Annotated in this window: 24 protein-coding genes and 1 pseudogene; 12 read left to right on the forward strand and 13 right to left on the reverse strand. The window is 69.4% G+C overall.

Annotation, left to right across the window (positions count from 1 at the left end; all coding sequences use genetic code 11):
• Positions 1 to 150 precede the first annotated feature (150 nt).
• The 4 genes from FJ694_RS27530 (at position 151) to FJ694_RS27545 (ending at position 3,404) form a co-directional block, all read left to right on the forward strand.
• On the forward strand, positions 151 to 1,116 hold the full coding sequence (locus FJ694_RS27530; RefSeq protein ID WP_232540247.1) for a hypothetical protein: 966 nt from the start codon (positions 151 to 153) through the stop codon (positions 1,114 to 1,116).
• 6 nt (positions 1,117 to 1,122) lie between these two features.
• Positions 1,123 to 2,337, forward strand: coding sequence for a hypothetical protein (locus FJ694_RS27535; RefSeq protein WP_157270745.1), 1,215 nt, complete (start codon positions 1,123 to 1,125; stop codon positions 2,335 to 2,337).
• Between the two features lie 38 nt (positions 2,338 to 2,375).
• Positions 2,376 to 2,795, forward strand: a complete 420-nt coding sequence (locus FJ694_RS27540) for a PPC domain-containing DNA-binding protein (RefSeq protein ID WP_157270746.1) — start codon at positions 2,376 to 2,378, stop codon at positions 2,793 to 2,795.
• 141 nt (positions 2,796 to 2,936) lie between these two features.
• A complete protein-coding gene (locus FJ694_RS27545; RefSeq protein WP_157270747.1) occupies positions 2,937 to 3,404 on the forward strand; it encodes a single-stranded DNA-binding protein in 468 nt (155 codons plus the stop codon).
• 24 nt (positions 3,405 to 3,428) lie between these two features.
• On the opposite strand, the gene FJ694_RS27550 is transcribed toward FJ694_RS27545, so the two are convergent.
• Entirely contained in the window at positions 3,429 to 4,022 is a 594-nt protein-coding gene (locus FJ694_RS27550; protein WP_375140259.1) for an N-acyl amino acid synthase FeeM domain-containing protein, read from the reverse strand.
• On the opposite strand from FJ694_RS27550, the gene FJ694_RS27555 reads away from it, so the two are divergent.
• From FJ694_RS27555 to FJ694_RS27565, 3 genes are all read left to right on the forward strand, one after another.
• Positions 4,002 to 4,220, forward strand: coding sequence for a hypothetical protein (locus tag FJ694_RS27555; RefSeq protein WP_157270749.1), 219 nt, complete (start codon positions 4,002 to 4,004; stop codon positions 4,218 to 4,220). The genes FJ694_RS27550 and FJ694_RS27555 overlap by 21 nt on opposite strands.
• A gap of 928 nt (positions 4,221 to 5,148) precedes the next feature.
• A complete protein-coding gene (locus tag FJ694_RS27560) occupies positions 5,149 to 5,748 on the forward strand; it encodes a 3'-5' exonuclease (protein WP_157270769.1) in 600 nt (199 codons plus the stop codon).
• 49 nt (positions 5,749 to 5,797) lie between these two features.
• Positions 5,798 to 6,781, forward strand: coding sequence for a metallophosphoesterase (locus tag FJ694_RS27565; protein ID WP_157270750.1), 984 nt, complete (start codon positions 5,798 to 5,800; stop codon positions 6,779 to 6,781).
• Positions 6,782 to 6,808: 27 nt separating this feature from the next.
• Here FJ694_RS27565 and pepA read toward each other — a convergent pair whose 3' ends face one another.
• The 3 genes from pepA to FJ694_RS27580 form a co-directional block, all read right to left on the reverse strand.
• Entirely contained in the window at positions 6,809 to 7,672 is an 864-nt protein-coding gene (gene pepA, locus FJ694_RS27570; protein WP_157270751.1) for a flocculation-associated PEP-CTERM protein PepA, read from the reverse strand.
• Positions 7,673 to 7,923: 251 nt separating this feature from the next.
• A complete protein-coding gene (locus FJ694_RS27575) occupies positions 7,924 to 8,787 on the reverse strand; it encodes a DHHA1 domain-containing protein (RefSeq protein ID WP_157270752.1) in 864 nt (287 codons plus the stop codon).
• 34 nt (positions 8,788 to 8,821) lie between these two features.
• Positions 8,822 to 10,045 carry an EAL domain-containing protein gene (locus FJ694_RS27580; protein WP_157270753.1) on the reverse strand — a complete coding sequence of 408 codons (1,224 nt, stop codon included), beginning with the start codon at positions 10,043 to 10,045 and terminating at the stop codon, positions 8,822 to 8,824.
• 801 nt (positions 10,046 to 10,846) lie between these two features.
• On the opposite strand from FJ694_RS27580, the gene FJ694_RS27585 reads away from it, so the two are divergent.
• On the forward strand, positions 10,847 to 12,541 hold the full coding sequence (locus tag FJ694_RS27585; protein WP_198321027.1) for a sensor histidine kinase: 1,695 nt from the start codon (positions 10,847 to 10,849) through the stop codon (positions 12,539 to 12,541).
• On the opposite strand, the gene FJ694_RS27590 is transcribed toward FJ694_RS27585, so the two are convergent.
• Positions 12,504 to 13,325 carry a helix-turn-helix domain-containing protein gene (locus FJ694_RS27590; protein WP_157270755.1) on the reverse strand — a complete coding sequence of 274 codons (822 nt, stop codon included), beginning with the start codon at positions 13,323 to 13,325 and terminating at the stop codon, positions 12,504 to 12,506. The two genes, FJ694_RS27585 and FJ694_RS27590, sit on opposite strands and share 38 nt — an antisense overlap.
• A gap of 377 nt (positions 13,326 to 13,702) precedes the next feature.
• On the opposite strand from FJ694_RS27590, the gene FJ694_RS27595 reads away from it, so the two are divergent.
• Positions 13,703 to 15,556 carry an ATP-binding response regulator gene (locus FJ694_RS27595; protein ID WP_198321028.1) on the forward strand — a complete coding sequence of 618 codons (1,854 nt, stop codon included), beginning with the start codon at positions 13,703 to 13,705 and terminating at the stop codon, positions 15,554 to 15,556.
• A gap of 48 nt (positions 15,557 to 15,604) precedes the next feature.
• Here the strand turns inward: FJ694_RS27595 and FJ694_RS27600 are convergent, their stop codons facing one another.
• From FJ694_RS27600 to FJ694_RS27610, 3 genes are all read right to left on the reverse strand, one after another.
• Positions 15,605 to 16,360, reverse strand: a complete 756-nt coding sequence (locus FJ694_RS27600; protein WP_157270757.1) for an N-acyl amino acid synthase FeeM domain-containing protein — start codon at positions 16,358 to 16,360, stop codon at positions 15,605 to 15,607.
• 548 nt (positions 16,361 to 16,908) lie between these two features.
• Positions 16,909 to 17,286, reverse strand: a complete 378-nt coding sequence (locus tag FJ694_RS27605) for a hypothetical protein (RefSeq protein ID WP_157270758.1) — start codon at positions 17,284 to 17,286, stop codon at positions 16,909 to 16,911.
• A 102-nt stretch (positions 17,287 to 17,388) separates the two neighbouring features.
• Positions 17,389 to 17,712 carry a hypothetical protein gene (locus FJ694_RS27610; protein WP_157270759.1) on the reverse strand — a complete coding sequence of 108 codons (324 nt, stop codon included), beginning with the start codon at positions 17,710 to 17,712 and terminating at the stop codon, positions 17,389 to 17,391.
• A 451-nt stretch (positions 17,713 to 18,163) separates the two neighbouring features.
• Here FJ694_RS27610 and FJ694_RS27615 point away from each other — a divergent pair, with 451 nt between their 5' ends.
• The gene (locus FJ694_RS27615; protein WP_157270760.1) at positions 18,164 to 18,451 is read left to right on the forward strand and encodes a hypothetical protein; all 288 of its coding nucleotides are present in this window, start codon (positions 18,164 to 18,166) and stop codon (positions 18,449 to 18,451) included.
• Positions 18,452 to 18,474: 23 nt separating this feature from the next.
• On the forward strand, positions 18,475 to 18,912 hold the full coding sequence (locus tag FJ694_RS27620; protein ID WP_157270761.1) for a VOC family protein: 438 nt from the start codon (positions 18,475 to 18,477) through the stop codon (positions 18,910 to 18,912).
• 13 nt (positions 18,913 to 18,925) lie between these two features.
• Here FJ694_RS27620 and FJ694_RS27625 read toward each other — a convergent pair whose 3' ends face one another.
• Together FJ694_RS27625 and FJ694_RS27630 are read right to left on the reverse strand one after the other, a co-directional pair.
• Complete coding sequence (locus tag FJ694_RS27625) at positions 18,926 to 19,336, reverse strand: YkvA family protein (protein ID WP_157270762.1); 411 nt, start codon at positions 19,334 to 19,336, stop codon at positions 18,926 to 18,928.
• A 269-nt stretch (positions 19,337 to 19,605) separates the two neighbouring features.
• The gene (locus FJ694_RS27630) at positions 19,606 to 19,815 is read right to left on the reverse strand and encodes a hypothetical protein (protein ID WP_157270763.1); all 210 of its coding nucleotides are present in this window, start codon (positions 19,813 to 19,815) and stop codon (positions 19,606 to 19,608) included.
• Positions 19,816 to 20,662: 847 nt separating this feature from the next.
• Here FJ694_RS27630 and FJ694_RS27635 point away from each other — a divergent pair.
• The gene (locus tag FJ694_RS27635) at positions 20,663 to 21,388 is read left to right on the forward strand and encodes a response regulator (protein ID WP_157270764.1); all 726 of its coding nucleotides are present in this window, start codon (positions 20,663 to 20,665) and stop codon (positions 21,386 to 21,388) included.
• 137 nt (positions 21,389 to 21,525) lie between these two features.
• Here FJ694_RS27635 and FJ694_RS27640 read toward each other — a convergent pair whose 3' ends face one another.
• From FJ694_RS27640 to FJ694_RS27650, 3 genes and pseudogenes are all read right to left on the reverse strand, one after another.
• Complete coding sequence (locus FJ694_RS27640) at positions 21,526 to 21,858, reverse strand: hypothetical protein (RefSeq protein WP_157270765.1); 333 nt, start codon at positions 21,856 to 21,858, stop codon at positions 21,526 to 21,528.
• Between the two features lie 96 nt (positions 21,859 to 21,954).
• Complete coding sequence (gene sixA, locus FJ694_RS27645; RefSeq protein WP_157270766.1) at positions 21,955 to 22,419, reverse strand: phosphohistidine phosphatase SixA; 465 nt, start codon at positions 22,417 to 22,419, stop codon at positions 21,955 to 21,957.
• Positions 22,420 to 22,427: 8 nt separating this feature from the next.
• Positions 22,428 to 22,672 (reverse strand): annotated as a pseudogene (locus FJ694_RS27650) (polyphosphate kinase 1); the annotation flags it as partial.

Raw genomic sequence — 22,672 nt, forward strand, 5'->3', positions numbered from 1 at the left:
TCATGAAAGGACGCTCCCGACACCAGTCCGCCACCCAGCGGAAGCAACATTAATTTACATTCGGCCGGCAGGTGCAGTTGTTTCAGCCGGTCTTGCAAGGTCGTGATCGCGGCCGGCTTTCCATCACCCATTCGCCCGGAAGCCGCCGCGATGCTCCAACACCGCCCCTTCGACGCCCCCTCTACCCAGGCTGCAGGATTGCGCCAGGCATCCGGCTGGGCTGCGAACCGCCATGTGGTGCAACCTGCGGCCGGCTGGCAGCGGCACGTGGTGCTGGCCGCGCTGCTGCTAACCGGCCTGAGTGCCAGCGCAACCAACTACACCCTGTGGATTCACGGACGCAAGGGTGGTGGCGCGCCCGGCAACTACAAGGACTTCGCGTACTGGGGCCCGGCGTCGGCGAATGGCGGCGTCAACAAGAAGGCCGTCAACTGGGACGGTCGCAGCCGCATTGCGACGCAGGCGTCGCGGCTGCGCGATGCCCTGGACTGCTTTTGCACCGGACCCAACTGGTGCTACGTCGCGGCCCACAGCGCGGGCAACCTCATGATCGGCTACGTGCTCGACCTCTACGGCGGCAGCGCGCGCTACAGGAAGACGCCCGTGCCCCGCGCCGACGGCCAGTGCGCCAACAGCGACGGGCGCACGCAGGCGGGCTGGAACATCAAGTGGGTCGGTGTCGCGGCCGGCGCGGCCGGGGGGTCGGAAGTTGCCGACATGGGCTCGGAGTTTCCGCTCGATCACGACCTGAAGACCGTCACTGCCCGCTCGCTCTACAACCACAACAACACGCGCGGCGCAATGTTCTACATGTTCGCTGGTGCCAGCGGCGGCCTGCTGTCCTGGCTCCTGCCCGGCCAGGACGACATGTGGGTGTCCTACCACTCCAGCGGCGGCGTAGCCGGCTCCAGTGGCGGCTCCTTCTGCAACCCGGCCGACTGGTTCTGCGATGACCTGACCCTGGGCAAGCTGCCCACGCAGAATGGCCGTGCCAAGTGGACCAACCATTCGGTGCTGCTGCGCGACGACGGCGAGATCTACAACCATGGACCCGGCAACAACTGGGCTGGCATCGTCGCGCCGTTGCGCGCGCACATGCAGCTCAACGCCCGGTAGCGCGGCATGAAGCTGCGTTCATGGGGCCTGCTGGCCGCCGGGGTGGCCGTGGGGCTGCTGGCCTGGTGGCGCGGCGGCGCCGCCGGCCCGGCACAGCCCATGCCGCCGTCCGCCTCGGCCGCTGTGCTGCCGTCCAGGGAAGCCGTTGCAGCGGCTGCGCCCGGCGCGCCGGCGTCCGCCTCGCCAGCGGCGCAGGCCGCGCTGGTGGCGCGGCAGCGCGAGCTCGCGGCCTGGCAGCAGCGCCTGGAGCTGGCCCGGCAGTCGCTGCAGGCCTACGAGGAGAGCACCCGCTATCCGCACGAGTCGCGCCCGCTGTCGTCGCAGAGCGACCAGGTGCGCCCGTTCCTGCCCATCGTGGAGGACGCGCCGCTGCGCCTGGCCGACGGCAGCGTCGCGCGCGGCGTGCACGTGCGCACGACGCAGGAGCGGGTGTTCCTCAAGGGCGACGAGAGCGTGCACCTGTCGGTGAGCCTGGTCCGGGACGACGGTGTGGTGCAGCCGCTGCGCGTGCTGCGCGCCACGGCGCGCGAGCTGCCGGCCACCGCCACCGGCTCGCTCTTCCCGGTGGTCGGCGTGAACTTCAACGACGACGGCATCGAGGGCGACATGGTGGCGGGCGACGGCGTGCAGGGCGTGCGGCTGCAGCCCGCGCGGCAGGGCTTTGCCGGGCTGGCCGGCGCGCTGCGCGTCGAGGCGGTGCTGGCGTACGCCGGGCGCGAGGCGCCGGTCTGGTTCGACCTGACCCTCACCGGCGCGGCGCCGGCGGTCTGGAGCGGCCCGGTGCGCGAGGCGATGGAAGACGGGTCGCTCAATTTCTACCTCGGCGCGCAGGTCCGGGAGCCGGGCCGCTACGTCGTGACCGGGCGGGTGGACGACGCCCTGGGCCGGCCCCTGGCGCTGGTGAGCTTCAACGACGAAGTCGGCGCCGGCGCCCAGGCGTTCCGGCTGCCCCTGTTCGGCAAGCTGGTGCGCGACGCCCGGCCGGCCTTTCCGCTGACGCTGCGCGACGTCGAGGCTTTCCTGCTGCGGCCCGACCGGTTCCCCGACCGCGCCGTGATGGAGCGCCGGGCGGGCACGGTCCATGTGAGCGCACGCCATGCGCTGGCCGGGTTCTCGGCGGCCGAGTGGCAAGGCGAGGAGCGCCACCGCTACCTGGCCGAACTGCAGCGCGACGTCAGCGACGCGCAGGCCCGTGTCAACGCGCTCCAGGGCCAGCGCTGACAGCGCCATCGCCCTGCCGCCGGCGCTACGCTGTCGGCATGACTGCCCCGATCTTCCTTCCCTTGCGACTGCCGCCCGGCGCGGACCTGCGCCAGGCGCTGGAGGCCGCGCTGGCGCAGCAGGGCTGCGAGGCCGGATTCGTCGTCAGCGGCATCGGCAGCCTGGGCCCGGCCCGGCTGCGCCTGGCCGCAGCGGCCGAGGCGCTGGAGCTCGGCGGCGCGCTGGAGCTGCTGACGCTGTCCGGCAGCCTGGCCGTCAACGGCTCGCACCTGCATGCCAGCCTGGCCGATGCCCGGGGGCGCGTGCTGGGCGGGCACCTGGGCTATGGCTGCCGGGTGCGCACCACGGCCGAGGTGCTGCTGGCGCTGTTGCCCGACTGGCATTTCGCCCGGGCGCCCGACCCGGCCACGGGCTACGACGAGCTCGCGCCGCGGCGCCGGGACACGCCTGCGGGCTGACGGGCCGCGGCGCGGAAAGCCGGCCGCGGGCGCGGCATTTCTGCTGCAATGCAGCATGAACTGGCAGGGCAATTGCCGGTTCACTGCCGGTGCGCCGTGCGGCACCGTCGTCCGGATGGTGGCAAGCAAAAGGAGTGGGCCGTGATCGAAGGACTGATTGCCGGCAAGGTGTACGGCCGGCCCGAGCAGCGGGTGGGGAACAACAGCGGCAAGCCTTTCGTGACGGCGAAGGTGCGCGCCGCCACGGCCGGGGGCGAGACGCTGTTCGTCAACGTTCTGGCCTTTGACGCCGGCGCGCAGGCCGCGCTGCTGGCGCTGGGCGACGGGGACGCGGTGTCGCTGGCCGGCACCCTCACACCCAAGGTCTGGACCGACCGCGAAGGGCAGGCCCGTCCGTCGCTGGACATGGTGGCCAGCCAGGTGCTCACGGCCTACCAGGTCAAGCGCAAGCGCGATGCCCAGAACTCCGCGGAACCGGCGCCGGCACCCGCGCCTGCTGCGCGGCAGCCCCGCACGGCGCCCCGCCAGGAGGACTACCGCGCCCCGGCGGTGCCGCCCGCGGCGCCGGATGGCGACGGCTGGCCGGCCTCGGACGCGCCCTGGAACTGAGGCCGTCCCTGCGCCGCGGCACGCTCAGGCCGCGTCCCAGGCGCCGTGCAGCACCTTCACCTCCTGCGCGGCGGACAGGAAGTAGGGGTAGAACGAACGCTCCCGGGTGGCCGCATCGGGCTGGCCGCCCAGGCGCTCCATCTCGCGCAGCCCCCAGGCCAAGTCCAGCGCCAGCAGCACCGCCGGCGCCTGCACCCGCTCGTTCAGGCGCACGTCCGACAGCACCTTGAAGCCCAGCAGCCGCTCGTAGAAGCGCACGTGCCGCGGGTTGACCTCGACCAGCACCGTGCCGGCGCCATGCACGCGTTCCGCGAAGCGGTAGGCCCCATGGAACAGCGAGCCCAGCAGTTCCTTGGGGTGCGCCACCGCCTCGACGGCCAGCCGGGTGAACTCGCACAGGCGATGGCCGGCCTCGCGCAGGGCTCGCACCTCCTCGCCGAAGGTTTTCTCCACCGACAGCAATTGCCCCGGCCGGTCGGCGCTGATGGACAGCGTGCCCATCACGGTGTCGGGGGCGCAAATCACGAGTGTCCCGCAGTGATTCTCCATGGCCGGCAGGGCGCTGCCCGGTTGATATCCGCGCCAGGAAAACATGCGTTGCACCAGCTGGTGAGCCATGCAACGGTGCACCGCGGAATGGGCAATATGAATCCTGAAATGCTGATGAGACCGGGCATGCAAAACACCGGCATGCCGGTTGGCCGACATTTCTGCCTCGCGCAGGTGCGCGCCGAAACCGCCGCGGACGGCCTGCACAGGAATGGTCATGGGCGCTGGTCTCAACATGGTTCAGTTTCTGTTTATTGCAATCGGTAGCATGCAGCTACCTGCGGATACGAAAGCACTGCTTATGCCAGCCTCAAAATGGGCCATTAAATGCTTGATTTTCCTAATCTTTTGAAACGTAATTAAAGGTTACCTCGATCGAGTGTAAAGATATCCGACAGCTCCACCTCCAAAAGAGGGATCAGCCTTCAGTGCACCGATGTGCGCCACCGCACCTTTGCAGTGCGCCGATGCCAGACGCGCGGGAAGAACGGCCGCCGGCGCGGCAGCCTGCTGGGAGGGGCCTGAAAAGGGGCTTCCTGGCCGCGTCCGGCCTGCCGGCCTGCTTCGCGCCCTTTACTGAAGCTGCTTGCAGGCACCGGCGCAGCGAAAGTTACCGGCACCGGCCGGGCTCTCAGCGTCAAATTGTTTGCCGCTGACAACCGGCGTTGGACGGCATCGTGCCAAACAGGCGGTGGCCATGCCGATATGGCAAATGATGAATGGGCAGGGCTGCACGATGAATATCGGCTCTTGTTTTGAAAATGGTGCCGCGCCGATTGCGGAATCTTGAAAGCCGGCCGGCCCGGAATGCCTGCCTTTCGAATGGGCCGGCATTGGCCCGCTGGCGCCACGTATCGAACTGTGCGGGATAACCACTACGCCGCCGTGACAAAGTGCACGAGCCCGCCATCGCTGCCGCCGGCGCCGGGGCTGCGCCGCGGGCGGTGGCCGGCAGCGGTCGCCGCGGGCCCTGGCGACGGGAATAATCGTGCCTTGCATCAACGCCACGGGCCTGCGTCCCTTTCCCGCCATGAATCCCGCCATGAATCCGTCCCTGTCTCCGGGCCGGGCCCTGCCGGCGCCGGCCGGCGCCCGCGGCCCGGGTCCGCATCACCGCCTCCGTCGCGCCCGCGGCTGCGTAGGGCCGGCCACCGCCACGGCCTGAAGCAGTCCCATGCCGGCACTCGACACAGCCATGGAACGCGTGGCCGTCCTCGACTTCGAGACCACCGGGCTGAGCCCGCAGCAGGGCGACCGCCCCACGGAGCTGGCCGTCACGCTGGTGGAGGACGGCCGCATCGTGGACCGTTTCCAGAGCCTGATGAACCCGCAACGCCGCATCCCGGCCTTCGTCACGCGGCTCACCGGCATCACCGACGCCATGGTGGCCGCGGCGCCGCCGGTGGGCGAGGTCATGGCCGAGGCGGCGCGCTTCGTCGGCACGCTGCCGGTGGTGGCGCACAACGCCGCCTTCGACCGCAAGTTCTGGGTGCACGAGCTGCAGCGCCTGGGGCTGCCGGCGTCCTCGCCCTTCGCCTGCACGATGCTGCTGGCGCGGCGCCTGTATCCGGAGTGCGGCAGCCACCGCCTGGGCGCGCTGGCGCAGGCGCTGCAGCTGCCGCCGTGCGGCCGCGCGCACCGCGCCATGGCCGACGCCGAGATGGCCGGCCACCTGTGGAGCCGCATCGGCGCGGACGTGGCCTCGCGCTTCGGCGTCGCGCCGCCCGGCCATGCGCTGCTGCGGCGGCTGCAGGCCACGCCGCGCGCGCAGCTGCAGCGCTGCTTCGCGGCATGACGCGCGTGCCGGGCCCGGGCAGGGCGCCTGGCCGCGGGCCGGCGCGGCCATGAGGACGCCGCCGCCGGCCGACGCGCAGGCCGCGGCGCTGCAGGCGCTGGCCGCGCGGCTGGGGCCCGCGCACCTGCGCCACCGCCTGGCGCTCGAAAGCGCGGACGAGACGCAGGTGCTGCGCAAGGGGCCGCTGCTGCAGTTCCTGGAGCACCGCGTGGCGCGCCCGGCGCTGCTGCACGCGCTGCTGAGGCTGGTGGGGCTGCGCGAGCGGGCCCGGCGCAACACGCTGCGCATCGAGCTGCGCGAGCACGACGTGGCGCTGCAACGGCTGCCGCCGGCCTTCGAGGGCGTTCGCCTGCTGCACCTGAGCGACCTGCACCTGGACGTGGGCGGCGGCTTCATGGCCGCGCTGGTCGAGCGCGTGCGCGGCGTGGCGCACGACCTGTGCGTCATCACGGGCGACTTCCGCTTCCGCACGCACGGGCCCTGGCAGCCGGCGATGGAGGCGCTGGCCTCGTTGCGTCCGCACCTGGCACCGGACACCTTCGCGGTGCTGGGCAACCACGACAGCATCCGCATGCTGCCCTCGATCGAGGCGCTGGGCGTGCGGGTGCTGATGAACGAGGCGGCGTGCGTCGGGCGCGGCGGCCAGGCGCTGTGGATCGCCGGCATCGACGACCCGCACTACTTCCGCGCGCATGCGTTGCACAAGGCGGCCGATGCCATCCCGGACGGCGCCTGCGCGCTGCTGCTGTCACATGCGCCCGAGCCCTACCTGGAGGCGGCGCACTGCGGCTTCGACCTCATGCTGTGCGGCCACACCCATGGCGGGCAGCTGTGCCTGCCCGGGGGCATCCCGGTCATGACCTGTTCCAGCGCGCCGCGGGCCCTGGCGCGCGGACCCTGGCGCCACGGCGCCATGCGCGGCTACACCTCGGTGGGCTGCGGGTCCTCGCTGCTGGACGTGCGGCTGAACTGCCGCCCCGAGGTGACCGTGCACCGGCTGGTGCGCCGCGACGTCGGCAGTGCGCGGTGCTGACGCGCCGCCCGCATCCCGGGCCCCGGCTCAGTCCTGGCCGCGGCGCCAGGTCAGGGCCAGGCACATCAGCGCCGTGGCCAGCAGCAGCGCCGACGATGGCTCGGGCACCGCGTTCACGTCGGCGAAGGGCGAGGCGCTGAGCGTGCCCGCGCCGCTGGAGCACACCGTGCCGCCACTGCCGAGCACGCCGGCCGGGTTGGCGGCCCAGGTCTTGTTGCCGCTGAGGTGCAGGTACTCGTAGAAGTTGCCGCCGCCAAGCTGGAACAGCTGCTGGCCGGTGCCGTTGAGCGTCAGGCGCAGGTCGGCGCTGAAGCTGCCGCCGACCATGCTGGTGAACAGCCTCGCCTCGCCCGCGGTCAGCAGCGCAGTGCCGAGCGCGACGTCGTCGCTGACGCTGCTGCCCTGGACGCTGATGCCGCTGCCGGTGCCCGCCAGGCCCAGCACGGTGTTGCTGTTGACGTCGGCCCACAGCGTCAGATGGCCCGACAGGAACCGGGCATGGACCGAGCCGGAACTCGCGCCAGGATCGGTCTCGCCGTCGATGCTGAAGGTCGCATACAGCCCGTAGCCCGTGCTGCCCATGCCGTTGAGGTAAGCCGGCAGGATGGCGGCGCCGTTGCCGTAGCCGGTGATCTGCAGGTAGCCGACCTCGCGGAACGGATCGTCGCCGCCGCCCAGGCCGCCGGCGACCTGCTGGAAGATCTGCGACGCATAGCTCACGCCCATCCGGTCCACGCTGATCACGTTCGTGCCGGTGCCGGGGATGGCGGATTCGTTGACCTGGAAACTGGGGTAGGCGAGGGCGGCGCTGCAGCCCGCGGCGGCCGACAGCGCCACGCCGGCAAGGCGGGTCGGGGCAACGAGACGGCACAGCAGCGCGGCAATGGTCATGGCGTTCGCTCCTGGAGCTTGGGTGGCGTCGCCGGACTTCGCGTCCGGCCCGGTGGCCCTGTGGTCGAGCCGTCTTCGGAAAGTGCGCCAACGATGCCGGCTTTGCGCCGGCCGCGCCTGATCAAAGAGTCCCGGGAGGAGATGGTGACAAGCCGTGACAAACCTGTGGCCCGCGCGCACGCCGGGCCGCGACGGGGCCCCAGGAATGTCCCGAAAGCGGCCCGCCCGGGCAGGCCGGGCGGACGCGACTCTCAGCCGCCGGGTTGCGAGCGCAGCGAACCCTGCAGCAGCTCCAGCACGCGCGCCCCCGGCAGGATGAAGGCGGCGGCCTGGGCGTGGCCGCCGCCGCCGAAGCGCGTGGCCAGCCGCTCCACGTCGAAGGCCGGCACCGAGCGCAGGCTGCACTTGAGCCGGGCGGCCTCGTCGATGCGCCAGACCAGGCAAAAGGTGCCGCTGCGCCGTGCCAGCAGGCTGCCCACGGCGCTGGCGAACTCGGCCGGCGCGTTGACCATCAGCCCGGACTCGCCGTCGATGCGCAGCGGTGACGGCTGCTCGGCGATGGCGGCGCACAGCGCCTGGAACTTGTCTTCCATGGCCTGCCCGCGCTCGACCATGCGCGCCAGCGCCTGCGGGTCCATGTCGAGCACCGCCTTCCAGGCCGGGAACTGGGCGGGCAGCAGGTCCAGCGCGGCCAGGAAGGCACGCGCGTCGGGCACGTCCCAGGTCCACAGGTCGCGCGCCTGCACCGACTGCAGCAGGTAGGGCAGCGGCCGGCCCGGGTGGAAATGCTCCCAGGCCAGCGCCGCGCCGCTGCGCGCCAGGTCGAAATGCAGCCGGCAGCGGCAGGCCAGCCGCAGCCCCTGCAGCTGCCGTTGCGCCGAGACGTGGTGGTCGAGCAGCGTGATGCTGCGCGCGCGCGCGCCCATGTCGCGCAGCACCTCGGGGCTGAAGGAGTAATCCAGGATGTAGACGTCGCGCCCGCTCACGTCGGGCGCGTCCTCGCCGTAGACGCAGGCCCGGTAGTCGGCCGTGTCGCCCAGGCGCAACCAGGCGGCGAAGGCCGCGCCGAAGCCGTCGGCGCAGCGGCCGTGGTAGAGGACGAGGGTGGTGTTCATGGCCGCATCATCGTCGCGGCCGTGGCGCCGGACCTCAGCGCGGCGTCGCGCGGGGCCGCCGGCCCGGTTCGAGCGACCGCAGCCACTGCCGGGCCTCGTCCAGGGGCATCGGTGGCGACAGCGCGCTGCCCTGGGCCTCGGTGCAGCCCGCCGCGCCCACCGCCTGCAGCTGCGCCGCCGTCTCCACGCCCTCGGCCACCACGCGCAGGCCCAGCCCGTGCGCCAAGTCGGCGCAGGCCTTCACGATGACCTGGCGCGTGGCGTCGGAATCGATGCCGGCAATGAAGCTCTGGTCGATCTTGAGCGCCGAGAACGGCAGCCGCGACAGCTGCAGCAGGTTGGAGTAGCCCGTGCCGAAGTCGTCGATGCACAGGTTGAAGCCCAGCAGCCTGCAGCGCGCGGTGTTCTCGATCACCGTGGGCAGGTCGGCCGCGGTGTCCTTCTCGGAAATCTCCAGCGTGATCCAGCCCGGGTCGATGCCGTGGCGCTGCGCCAGCTCGGACAGCTCGGCGCAGAAGGCGGCATCCGAGAGCGAGTGCAGCGACACGTTGATCGAGCCCGTCAGCGCCATGCCCTCGGACCGGCACCCGGCCAGGAAGGCGACCACCTGGTGTGCCAGCACCAGCGTCGCCGACTCCAGCAGGCCGTGGCGCTGCAGCGCCGGCACCAGGCGCTGCGGGCCCAGCAGCGAGCCGTCCCCGGCCACGCCGCGCATGAACGCCTCGACGCCCACCGCTTCCAGGCCCGGCAGGCGCACGCGCGGCTGCAGCCAGGCATGCAGTCCGTCGTCCTGCAGCAGCGCGCGCAGCTCCGGCGCCGTGAGCTCGCCCGCGTCAGCGGCCGCCGTCCGCGCCCCGGGTGTCTGCCGGTAGGTGCGCAGCGCCTGTGCGATGCGGCCCGGTGCCGCCGGCCACGTCACGCCGCCCGCCACCTCCAGGCCGCAGGCCTCGCCCATGGCCAGTGCGTTGTCGAGCACGCCGCGCGGCTGCCGCGTAGTGAAGAACAGCGCCGGCGCGCGCGGATCGCCGCTGAGCAGCCGCATCAGGCGGAAGGCATCGCCGTCGTCAAGGCGCAGCCCGCACAGCAGCACGTCCGGCGGCGCCGCTTCGCAGTACAAGTGCAGCAGCAGCAGTTGCAGGCTGCCCAGCTGCAGCTCGACCTGCCAGCCCGCGGCCGTGAGCTCGGCGCCGACCTGCTCGGCATGGCCGTCGTCGGCCATGAGCAGCCAGGCGCGGCCGCCCGCCGTAGCAGCGGGCACGGCGGTATCCGGTGCGGGAGCCTGGAACCGGCTCGCCATCACGCGGGACCTCCCGGCACGCCGCCCCTGACGCAGAAGCTGCGCCGCGGGATCGTCCGGCCAGGGCCGGGCGGCGACGGGTTCACCCGCGTGATCGCCGCGAACCACAACGGCCGGGCTTGAAGCAGCCGGCCCTGCAACAGGGTCCAGAGACACGGGGAACCCTTTCGTGGTGGATCGAACACTGGACCGCCTGCATGCCGAAGCTCCAGCGTCAGCGACATGACGGCGCCGTACTGCACAACCGATTCTTTTCTCTGATGAAAGATTAGAGGGAATCATAACCGTCAGATGGAAGCATTCCCTCCCCTCATCGCAACGGATGGAATGTTTGCAACGCCATCACCAGCCCGGGCACCGGCGCCTGAAGTCGGGTCCCGTCCCGCGTGGCAGGTCGCGGCCACCGGGCCGGCGCCAAGTGGCAATCCAGGCCGGCCGCGCAGGCGCGATGCCCGGAACGGGGCGGCATGCCGTTGGGGCCGACGCCGCGGGCAGCCGGCCCCGGCCCCGGCCGCGCCGCGCCGCGGCGCAGCCTGCCGTGCGGCCGCGCCGAAATTAGCCGTTGGTACACTGGCCCGCAGCAGTAAATGAAGGCACCCGGCTCGCGCGAATTCGCTGGCCGGGAATGTGAATCCAGTGTGGAACAGGTGCCGCCATGGACGCATTTCACCGACGCCACGAACCGGCGGGCGCCCACGGGATTGCACGGGCGCGGCCTGTCGATAACGGCAACGGGGCTGCGCCGCACTGCCCGGCAAATCGATGCGCCACCCCTTGATGAAATTGTTTTCGGGAGCGCATCCGGCGCCGGGGCGCTTTTATCGCGAGCGCCGGCGCGCCCTGGGACGGGTGGGGCACGCCGTGCTCGGCCTGGCCGCCATGGCCCTGACCGGACCGTGGCGCGACGGGGCCTTCGGATACCTGTGGCTGGCGCCGCTGCTGGTCACGGCCTACGGTGTGCTGGGCCTGGTGCAATACCTGGCACTCAAGCACTTCCCCGACGGGCTGGTCAGGACCCAGTATTTCACCTTGCTGGCGGATCCGGTGGTATTTGCCGTATTCCTGTGCGACGCGCCCTCGGTCACGGCATTTCTCGCGCCTTATCCCGTGTTCCTGTGCGTGGCTGCCGGGCTGCACCATGGCCTGGCCGCATTCCGCCTGGCTTGGGCCGGCATGATGCTGGCGCTGCCGCCGCTGCTGTATTTCGGCCATCCCTTCTGGCGATTTCAGCCCCAGTTGGCGCTGGCATTGCTGTTCATGGCAGTGCTGGCAGCCGCCTTTTTCATGCCCTGGTATCGCGGGCTGGAGCACCGGCGCCGGCAGGACGTCGTGGCCGCCAAGGCGCAGGCGCTGGAAACGGCCATGGTGGCCAGGAGCGCATTTCTGGCACGGGCCAGCCACCAATTGCGCTCTCCCCTGCAGGCCATCGTCTCGGCGCTGGAACTGATGGATTCGCAGGCAGACCAGGCCATGCGGCAAAGGCTCATCGAAAACATATCGGCCTCCGCGGCCAAGCTGTCACAGGAATTGCGCGACCTGCTGACGCTGGCCCAGGCCGAGGCCTGGCAACTGCAACTCGAACCCTCGGCTTTCGAGGCCGGCATGCTGCTCGATTCGGTGGCTTCGGAAATCATGGCGCACCCGGATTACCGGGGACAGCAAATCATCAAGATCGTGCCGCAGGAACCCGCCTTTCTCATCGCGGATTCGGACAAGATCGTGCAGATACTGACCAGCATCTCCCGGCACGTGCTCGCCACGCTGCGGCCGGACGCGCTGACCCTGGTCATGAAGGCCCGCAAAGACGAGTCGGGCATGGTTTCCTTCCTGGTCAGGGGCGAGCGCGAAACCCCGCAGGGCGACGCTGTCGCGGCAGCGGCGCTTCACGCCTCGAAATTGTCAGGCAGCGCGAAGCAGCGCGATCTCAACGACCATCTCGGCCTCACGCTGATCCGCACCCTGGTGGAACTCATGGGCGGGCGCCTGGAAACCAGCAGCCAGCCCGCCTTGTCGCAGGAATTCCACGTCAGCCTGCCCTGCGAAATTGCCACCGAGGAGAGTGGGCAGGCCGCCCGGGACGCCGGGCTTCGCGCCCTGGTGCTGGCACCGCAGCCGCCCTCTCAAAACCTGCTCTCGGCACTGGCGACGTATTTTCCGGACGGCGTGGAGCATGTCGCCTCCTGGCCGGTGGCCGCCAACCGCCTGGCGGCGCGGACTTTTGCCCTGCTGCTGATCGACATGAATCTGCCCCGGCGCGGCGCGCTGCGCCTGGCCGCGGCGCTCAAGGGTGGCCATGGGCCGGGAAACAGTCTTCGAATACTGGCCTTCAATGCCCGCACCGACGATGAAAAACCCGGCCAGCCGTGGCCGTTCGATGCGGTGATGGCCGGTGTGCCGTCGCGCCGGGAGCTGCTGGCCGCTATTTCCTCGCCACTGCCTGCGAAATCGCCGCATTGATGATGGAAAAACGCACCGGCTTCTCGAAGAACAATATCTTGTGCGTGGCCATCAGCGCCGCGACCTCCGCTTCGCTGGCGACGCCCGAACCGATCTGGCCGGTCAGCACGGCAATGGGCGCATCGGGCTTGGCGCGGCGGATGTCGGCGATCAGGTCCTTGGCGGTGACCTCGCCCACGAGCCAGTCGAGCACGAAGGCGTCATAGTCTAGGATTTTCGGCCGCAGGGATTCGACCGTGAAAAACGGCTGGGATTGAACGCCGGTTTCCGAAAACGAGGTGGACAGCGTCGTGGCCAGTTCCTCGGTGTCGTCGAGCACGGCCACCCGGGTCGTTTGCGCGGGCGGTTGCTCGATCAGGATGCGCTTGATCAGGTGGCAGTTGTCGCGCACGGCATCATTGACGGGGCAAATCAGCCATTCCGAATTCACCGGTACGGCCACCAGGGTGCCGTCGGGCACGTTGGCAACCCGCTTCCCGGGCCAGAGGTAGGCGTTGACCATGGTTTTTCCCAGCACCAATTGGGCCGTGACGCGCTGCTCCGCCTCGGCGGCAGCCAGCACCACGGCGGTGAAGGAATCACCGAAATGGCGTCCCAGCAATTCCAGTTCTTCCGGATTCCAGGGTGAATCACCGTTGATCTTGCGATGCGCCTGGCTGTAGGAAAGTCCCAGGACGTCCCGGATGGTCGTGGAATGCTTGTGCTGTGGAATGCCATGCCGCTTGAGCAGCGAAACGGCCAGTTGCGCGCCCAGGGGATAAGGTGTGTTGGTGGGCGTTGACATGTTCAGGTCAAAACGGTTTGGCATGCAAGGAGAAAACTCCGCCGTCAATAAACAGTTTCAATAAAAAGGCGCCTGAAATCGTCCCCCGGCTCCGACCGCTTTTCCGGGGGTACGCTTCCCGCGCCGCCGCGTGATGCGCATGGGCACTGTAGCGCCGATGCCCGGGCTTGCGCGACGGCCTCGTCGCCCGTGGTGCCGCGCCGTGCCGCGGATCCGCCCACGCCGGCACGGCGTGACGTTCTTCCACATCCCGGGTGAAGGAGGACAATCGCGCCGTCGCACCCCCGCGGCGGCCGGGCCCGCGGGGCCGGCATGGGTCAGGCTCCTGGCGACGCGCGGCAGGGCGCCGTCTCGGCCGCAGCATGGAGACCGCTTCGATGACGCAGGACAACCGCCAGGACCGCAACGCCGAAATCCTGCGCCTTTCACGCCAGGATCATGAATTGATGGCGCTGGTCCATCATGACCAGATCGAGAGTATTGCCGTCAGGGTGCGCAGCGGCGCCATTGGCGCGCTGTTTTTCTCCATCGTCATGGCTGCATATTTGCACCGGCAACTGGGTGTGGCCGTGCTGGCCTGGCTGGGTGTGAAGGCGCTGGTCACGCTGTGGCGGCTGGCCCTGGTATTTCAATGGAAAAACCGCAAGGCACGCCGGCCCGCGCCTGAAAAATGGGTGGCCTGGGTTCGGCTGACGCTTTTCCTGGACGGGCTGGTACTGGGCAGCATCGTTTTGCTTGCATTGCATGCCGGCGCGCCGGAAGAAACCCTGCTGTGGACGGCCGCCGTGCTGTGCGGCATCACGGCGGTGGCCATGCATACCCTGGAATCGGACTGGATCGCGGGCCTGCTCTATGGCGGACCGATCGTTGCGCAAACCGGCCTGTACCTGATGCTGCTGGGCTCGGGTTTTGGCCACAGCACGGCGCTCGGCGTGGCCATTTTCGGCTCGGTGCTGCTGCTCAATGCCCGGCAGGCGGCCAAGGACGAAGAGCAGCGCATCATCCAGAGCCGCGCCATCCGCAAGTATCAGAATCAGAATGAAATTGCGCTGGAAATGGCCAGGAACGAGTCGCGCATGCGTGCCGACCTGATGTCGAGCATCACGCATGAATTGCGCACGCCGATCCACGGCATCCTGGCCATGAGCCACCAGATCGCCAAGGACCCGAGCAACCCTTCCAATGCCAAGGCGGCGGCGATGATCGTCAAATCCGGCGAGCATCTGGTGGGGCTGGTCAATGACGTGCTGGATTTCGGCCGGCTGGAGGCGGCCGGCGTGGAATTGCGCCCGGAGGTGTTCGATTTGCACGACCTGGTGGAAGAACTGGGCAGCATCGGGTCCATGATCGGGCGCGAAAAGGGCGTGGGATTCGACGTGAAGAATGCGCTTCCAGCGCCTTGCCACGTGCATGCCGATCCGGGGCGGCTGCGGCAGGTGGCGCTCAATCTGATCAGCAACGGCATCAAGTTCACGCCGCGGGGCGGCCGCGTCACCCTGCGCGTCGAAGACGACGACGGCAAGGGCCACATGGTGCTGCAGGTCACGGATACCGGCGAGGGCATTGCCGCTGAGAACCTGGCGACGATATTCGAGCCGTTTTCAAGGCATGCCCGGCATCCGGATGGCGCGGGATTGGGCAGCACCGGCCTGGGGCTGAGCATCAGCCGGCGCTTGGCCTCGGCCATGAAGGGCTCGCTGGAAGTGGCCAGTGAAATCGGGGTGGGCTCCACTTTCACCCTGAAGGTCCGGCTGGAAAAGGTGGTCGTATCGCTGCACCCGAAAGGCGGCGAGCAGAAGGCGGCGTTGCCGGTATTGCTGCAGGGCCATGCCCTGGTGGCCGAGGACGACCCCATGACGGCCGAATTGACCCGCTCGACGCTGGAAATGCACGGCATGGCGGTCAGCGTGGTGGGACAGGGCGACATGGCCCTCTACCAAGCGACGCTGCAACGGCAACGGCCGGACATCGTGCTGATGGACAGCGACATGCCGGGACTCGACGGCACCACGGCCGTTCGCAAGATCCGGGAATTCGAGGCACGCATGAATTTGCCGCGCCTGCCCGTCGTCGTGGTTTCGGGACGGTGCGGCACCGACGACGTCGAACTGGCGCACCAGGCGGGCGCGGATGCGCACTTGTGCAAGCCCTATACCGGCACCGACCTGGTCCGCGTGGTGCTGGCGCAATTGCAATCCGGCGACGGCGCCAGGCGTGGGCGGTTTTCCTGAGCAGCCGCTGCAAGGCCGTGGCCGCCAGGCCCACGGCCCTGAAGGGAATCAGGCGGATGCCGTCTCCACATCCTGGCGGGGCGGCTCGGCCAGCAGCCCCGCAAAGCATTTGCTGAATATCATGATATCGGGATGCCAGGTCCGGAAGACGAAGGCGTGGTAGGGATGTTTCATGGCGGACCATTCGGCTTCGGCGCTGACGGAATCCAGCCAGAGAATGCGGTGCGGTATGCCGCCGGCATGTTTCAGGGGCACTTCGCGCTGGTCGGCGTACAGGTCCGAGAAGCCCAGCGCGCGATATTGGCGCATGAGCGCAGGCCGCGAGCCGGCGTAAATGCCGGAAACCTGCAGGGCGATGTTGTGCAGGTGACAGGCCTTGACCAGCGCCATGCGCACCAGGCGGTCGCCATAGCCGGGGCGGACCACCAGGCGGGTAATTTCAGAAACCAGCCGGCCGCGCAGGTGTGGCGGCTCCTCAATGCTGGCGTGAATTTGCAGCGCGCGGCGGCGGTTGACCTGGATCCGGCATGAGCCGACGAGGTCGCCGCTGGATTTGTCCTCCGCGCAGAAAATGACGACGTCCGGGTCACGGTCCAGGGCGTCGGCCGCGCCGAACTGGGCGGCCAGCAGTGGCAAATGATGCCCGTAGGCCAGTGAACGAAGCTGGCGCACGCGCGCGAGGTCATATTCATTGTCCACGACCCGGACGGTGAAGTTCAGCAGTTCCTGGTGGGGAGAATTGTGGCGGGTGCTCGGGGTTTGGGAAAGTTCCTGGAAACGGTCGCTCAGTTGTTGCGCATTCATGGCGGCTCTCTGATGTAAATCCCAATCCATTCCGTTTTGAAACTTGGCGACGAGATTGGGCTGGCGTCGCCAATGAATAAGTTTTTCATGGCGATGCAAACCCGGATCGGGATTTGGAAATTCATTCAGAGGTAGACGCGCGGGCGTCGCGCGCGGGGCCCGAGCCGCGTTACGGACCGGCCTGCCCGCCGACGGCCGCGGCGCGCGCTGAGGCCGAAGTGATTGTCCCGCTCCCGGAGCCGCGGCAGCCGCGCGCCGAGCAGGCCGGCCGGCGTGGGGGTCACTGCGGGCGCCGCGGGGCTGGCAGCCCGGGCCTGCGCCATCTACGCGGCGGATTCTCCATGCCTGGCACTGGCCAGGCCGGGAAAGGCGTCATGGGCCGGGCCGGGTCCGTCCCTGGCGGCGCGGGGCGCCGTCGCCCCGTGCCGCGACGGCCGGGAAGATCCTGACAGGCTGGCCCGGCTGCCTCCCGGGCGGGGCTGCGCTCAGGGCAAAGAAAAGGGGCCCCGATTGGGGCCCCTGCGCAAAGCGGACGGCGGCGGCCGTGTTCAGGCGCCGGCGCGGGTCTTGTCGAGCAGCGCCTTGCGGGCCTGGGCCAGCTGCTCCACCGCGGCCACCACGGCCTGGGAAGCCTGCTTGTAGCCGGCCACGACCGGGGCGAGCTGGTCCTTGGCGGCGTTGTCCTGCAGCGCCGCGTCCATCAGCTGGGCGCTCTGGGCGTCGAGCAGCTTCACGGCCTTGACCATGAACTCGTCGGCCTGTTCTGCGGCCTTGACCATGCCGGCCATGGCGGCGCTGGCATCCGGCGTCGTGGCCGCGCCCGAGAACGGCGCCTGGAACAGCTTGGCCTGCTCCTGGAAGAAGGCGGTGCTCAGCTCGCTCCACTGCTTGGCAGCTTCCTGGGCTTGGGCGATGAAAGTGTTCATTGCAATCTCCTGACGGTTTGTTGCGGCGCAGCAATTGTGGCCCAGTTTCGGTGCCTGCCTGATGCGTGGGGCAAAAATGAAACGATGATTCTTGATCCAGGTTCAAACCGGCATGGGTAAGGACCGGTCGGCGCGCCGGCTGGCCCGGTGCAGCAGCAGCCAGGCCAGCGCAACGCCGGGCAGCAGCAGCGCCAGCACCAGCAGGGGCACGGCCAGCAGCGGGTGCAGCGTCCAGCGTTCCAGCGCCACGTTCATGATCAGCACGAAGGCGCCCGCGGTGGGTAGCCACAGTTGCAGCGCGATCACCAGGCAGCGCACCGGCGCCACGCCGGGCGCGTTCAAGAGCTTGCGCAGCTTCGCGGCGGCCAGCACCGCCAGCGCTGCCATCAGTTGCGTGAACAGCAGAAACGCCACGATGCCCTTCACGAATGTCCTCCCCTGGTCGTGCGCGGAAATTTTTCCACAGCGCCCCGGCGTCCTGCGCCGGCTGTGTGCCTGCAACCACGCCGGCTTGATCGGTGCGGCGATGTCGGGCAGGCCCGGCAAGGTGCCGCGCCAGCTCGCGCGAAGCGCGAGCTGTACCGGACCCGAACCCAGTTACAACATACCAGTTGCTTAGAAATCCGCTTGACTATGCCGTGACTGGCGTTGACCTTTCCGGCCTGCAGCGCCGTCCTTGATCGCCCTGCGAAGATGGCAGACCAAGCCAGCGGCGCGGGCCGGTGCCAAAGCGTCAGGAAGGGCTGGCAACCATCGGCCATACAACAGGTATGTTGTTGAATGGTGGATCGGAGCTCTGTTCGCGGCATCCCGGTTGCCCGACGGCATGCGGGCGAACCGGCATCCCGCCGGCCGAGGCTTTGCGAAAGGCACCGACATGAACCATCCCGACCGCGATCGCGGCAACCAGGACCTGGGCCAGCCGGCCGCACGTGAAACGGGTGAGCTCAACACCCAGTCCGGCTCGCGCCAGGGGCAGGACAAGCTCGACGGCAGCAACGTGGGCCGCCACGGGCAGCAGATGCAGGGCACGGTGGGCGGCAGTGCCAGTGCGGATCAGGCCGATCCGGCCCGTGTCGGCAACCAGCAGGAGGGCTGGCAGCAGGCGCAACCGGGCAAACAGGAACAGCCGCCCGGGAGCGCGGCGCGGCAGCGCCAGTCCTGATCCGCGCACGGAAAGCGTGAGCGATGCAAGCGCAGCAACTGCACCGCGGCCGCCTGATCGATCACCTGCAGCTCGTCGTGCGCGACCTGGACGCGAGCCGCGATTTCTATGCGGCGGTGTTCGAGGTGCTCGGGATACCGATGGGCGGCAGCGGCGAAGGTTACTTCTGGGCCGACGAGCTTTTCGTGTCCACGGCCGACAGCCCGGCGGCGCAGGGTCAGCTCACGGGGCGTCATCACCTGGCCTTCCAGGCCGCGGACCGGGCGATGGTCGATGCCTTCCATGCCGCCGCGCTGGCGCACGGCGGCCGGGACCATGGCGCGCCCGGGGAACGCCCCTACCACCCGGGCTACTACGCGGCGTTCGTGCTGGATCCGGACGGCAACAACATCGAAGCCGTGTTCCACGGCGCGGCCGAGCGCAGCGCAGCCTCGGTGACGGTGACGTTCCAGGCCCCGTGACGCGCCGCGCCGCTCAGCCGTGGCGCGCCGTCCAGCCGCGGCCGTACAGCCACGCGCCAAGCAGCAGGCCCAGCACGATCCACAGCGCCACGATCGCCACGGCGCCGGCGCGGCTGCGAGGGCGGGCGCGGGCTTCCAGCAGCCACTGTTCGGCCTGTGCGCGGCATTGCGCCAGCACGTCGGTGGGCAGCAGGCGCACGGCCAGCCAGATCAGCGCGGGCAGCAGGATCACGTCGTCCAGGTAGCCCAGCACCGGGATGAAGTCCGGGATCAGGTCGATCGGGCTAAGCGCATAGGCCACCACCAGCACGCCCAGCGCCTTGGCATGCCAGGGCGTGCGCGGATGCTTCCGGGCAAACCACAGCGTCATCACGTCGCGCTTGATGCGTCGGGCCCAGGCCCGGCCGGCTTGCAGCAGATTCATCGGAACGACACCAAAGGCCGGCGCGCGCAGCCTCGCGGGAAATGCAGAAGCGGCGAAGTCTACGTGCCGCGCTCGCCCTGGCACGGGCGCCGGCTCAGCACCGGGCGTCAGCGCATCCGGAACAGCGCGTGATGCCGATGCCCGCGCCGATGCAGAGCTGGCGCGGCATCCCGTCCTCGAACCCACAGCAGCCGCAGGGGCCTTACACCGGCACCGGCACCGGCACCCGCACGCCGGGAGCATGTGGCGTGGCCTACCGGACGCAAATTTCAGCCGGGCGGCTGCTCCGGGCCCTTGGACTGCAGCGGCCGTACCACCTGCCCGTCCACCCGTACCTCGTCGCCGATGACCTCGATCAGCATCGAGCCGTAGCGGTGTTCCCAGACATAGCGCTGCACGCCCTCGGCAGCCAGCGGCAGGCTGGCTTGCGGGGTGGGTTCGCGCAGCTTCAGGACTTCTTCACGCAGCGGTGTACTCATGACGCAGGGGCAGTCCAAGTCGGAAGAGCTGCGATTTTCGTCAGAACCAGAGCCACACGCGGCGTAGCCAGGCCGGTACACGGTTGCGGCTCGGACGGTAGTGCTGGCGCAGGTGGCTGAGGCTGTTGCTGGGAACGGGCGTGCTCATAGATAACCTCCTGTCCGATACTGTATGCGCGTACAGGCTGTACATCAAGCCAGTACACCGCGGCCGTATCGGCACTGCAACGGCAAGGGTTTGCACCGATACGAAACCATGGTGTCGCCCTCTCCTGTCACGACGGTGACGGCATTGCAAATCATGAGCCCGTGGGGGAGCCGTCACAGCCGTACTTTCACTTGCATTCAGATACATTCGCGCCGCGCTGGGCCTGCACCCCACCCGGCCCTGGCCTGTCGATGCAGCATTGGCCGACAAGGGCAAGGACGGCAAGTCGTCGGCCAAGGGCCAAACCGTGCACGATCGTTTCGCCTTACCGCATGCCGACTTCAAACCGCTCTCAAGGAGCGGATGCCGGGCTTCAGGCATGCGACCGGGAAGCATGAGTTGCGCGCGCCGGGCTGCACGCGTTGGCGGCACGGCACCGTGCTGCCGGATGCTGCAAGCCGCGCCGGCGGGCGTGGCGCCGAAGCAAGGCTGACTTCCGCACTCACCGCAGGCTGGCAGGCCCACAACGCGAAACAACCCTGCAGCCCGCTCGACGGGGATGGTTTCTCCTGCAACCTTCGGCCGTCGTGGTGCAGCGGCCTGGTGCCCTGGCGGCCGACTGGCCGCTTTCTTGCTTTGGCTCCCGCACGCGTGCCGGTCCGCAGGACACGCGCGCCACATCACTCACTGGGAGGTCGCATGCAGAACATCCTGATCCTGGAAGACTTGCCGCAAATCCGCAACTGGCTCAAGTGCCTCGTGTCGGAGCTGTTTCCCCAGGCCAGCATCTCCGAGAGCGCCCGCGTGCACGACGCACTGGGCCTGGTATCCGTCATCCGCTTCGACCTGGCGCTCATCGACCTGGGCCTGCCCGACGGCTCGGGCGTGGACGTGGTGACGGCGCTGCGCGAACAGCAGCCCGAGGCGCAGTCGGTGGTGGTGACGATCCACGACGACGACGAGCACCTCTTCCCCGCGCTGCAGGCCGGCGCCTACGGCTACATCCTCAAGGAACAGCCACGCGAGCTCATCAGCGAGCAGCTGCAGCGCATCAGCCAGGGCGAGCCGCCGCTGTCGCCCTCGATCGCGCGGCGCGTCATGGCCTACTTCACCGCGCTGCCCAAGCCAGACACGCACCTGATGCCCGAAGTCAAGCTCACCGAGCGCGAGCGCGAAGTGCTGCTGCGCGTGGCCAAGGGTTTCACGTTGCCCGAGATCGGCGTGCAGCTGCACCTGTCGCGCCACACCATCGCCGACTACGTCAAGCAGATCTACCGCAAGCTCAACGTGAGCTCCCGCGCCGAGGCCGCGCTGGAGGCGCAGCGCCTGGGACTCTTCGGCCGCAGCCCGAGCCCCAGCAGCTGGCCGCCCGCAATGCCGGCCGCCAAGCAGTCCTCACCGGGCAGCAGGACCAGCGCGTACTGACGGACGCTTCCCGACACGCTGCAAGCGCCGCGCAGGCCTAGGCAGCGCAAGAGGCCTCACGAAAGGCCCCGCGGCTTCCAGCCGCGGGGCCTGCGTCTTTCAGGTTCAAGCCATCAATCGGTCACGCCGCCAAGCCTTCACACCGTATCCCGCGCCGGCCGCCGGTACACACGCATGAGGCCGTCCTCGTCGCCCACGGCGCTGCGGTCCTGCACCGGCACCCAGCCGGCATTGACCAGCAGTTCCACCACCTTCAGCGCCTCCACCAGCCGCAGCGTGCGCACCCTGTGCACGATTTCGCCACGCGCGTCCGCGAGTCCGATGCAGATGGCTTCAGCCGCCGATGACTGCGGCAGCTGCTCGTGCCGCAAGCCGTCGAGGCGGCGGCACAGTTCGGCATAGGTGCAGGATCGGGGAGCGCGAGCCGGGGCGTGTGTGTACAGCATGGCCTTGGCCTGGTGGTTGATCATCGTGCATGTGCAAGGTCCATGCCGGCACTGCAAACCGCATGGCACTGACCATCTGGTTGCGTTCGCATCCGTGTGCGACCTGCCACCGGCACGGATTCAGAGCAGCGACGGCGACCTGACCGCCAGCAGCGAAACCTGTTGCCGGCCTTCCTTCTCGCGGCAGCGCAGCCACCACGCCGCGCCCTTGCGGATGCTCCAGGACTGTGCGGTGCCCGACAGAAGGTACGCCGCAGCCAGCCCCAGCGTGGGCTGGTGGCCGACGATCAATACCGGCTCGCGCGCCTCGGGCCAGCGCGCCACGTCCAGCAGCGCCTCCACGCTGCCGTCGGGCGCCAGCGCCGCCACGGTCTTGAACTTGCGCTCCAGCGCCGCCGCGGTCTGTTGCGTGCGCACCGCCGGGCTTACCAGCACGCGCGTGCCTGCGGGCAGCACGTGGTTGAGCCACTGCGCCACGCGCGCGGCGTTGCGCTCGCCCTTGGGCGTGAGCGTGCGCGCCAGGTCGTCGGTCTCGCCCTCGCGCAGGTCGTGCGCCTCGGCGTGGCGCCACAAGATCAGGTCCATGTGTCGTTTCACTCCTGGTACAGATTCATCAGCGCCGGCTGCGCGCCCGCGCCGCCGGCCACGGCCAGGCTGCGCCAGCTGCCGTCGCCCTGCAGCGCCCAGGCATCGCGCGCGTCGTGCAGGTAGGGCACCAGGCACTCGTCGATGACGCGCTGGCGCTGCGCCGGCTCGTCCACCGGCCAGGCCACCTCCACGCGGCGCAGCATGTTGCGGCTCATCCAGTCGGCGCTGCTCAGGTACAGCGCCTCGTCCG

This window comes from Azohydromonas aeria, from assembly GCF_009760915.1.
Taxonomy (GTDB): domain Bacteria; phylum Pseudomonadota; class Gammaproteobacteria; order Burkholderiales; family Burkholderiaceae_C; genus Azohydromonas; species Azohydromonas aeria.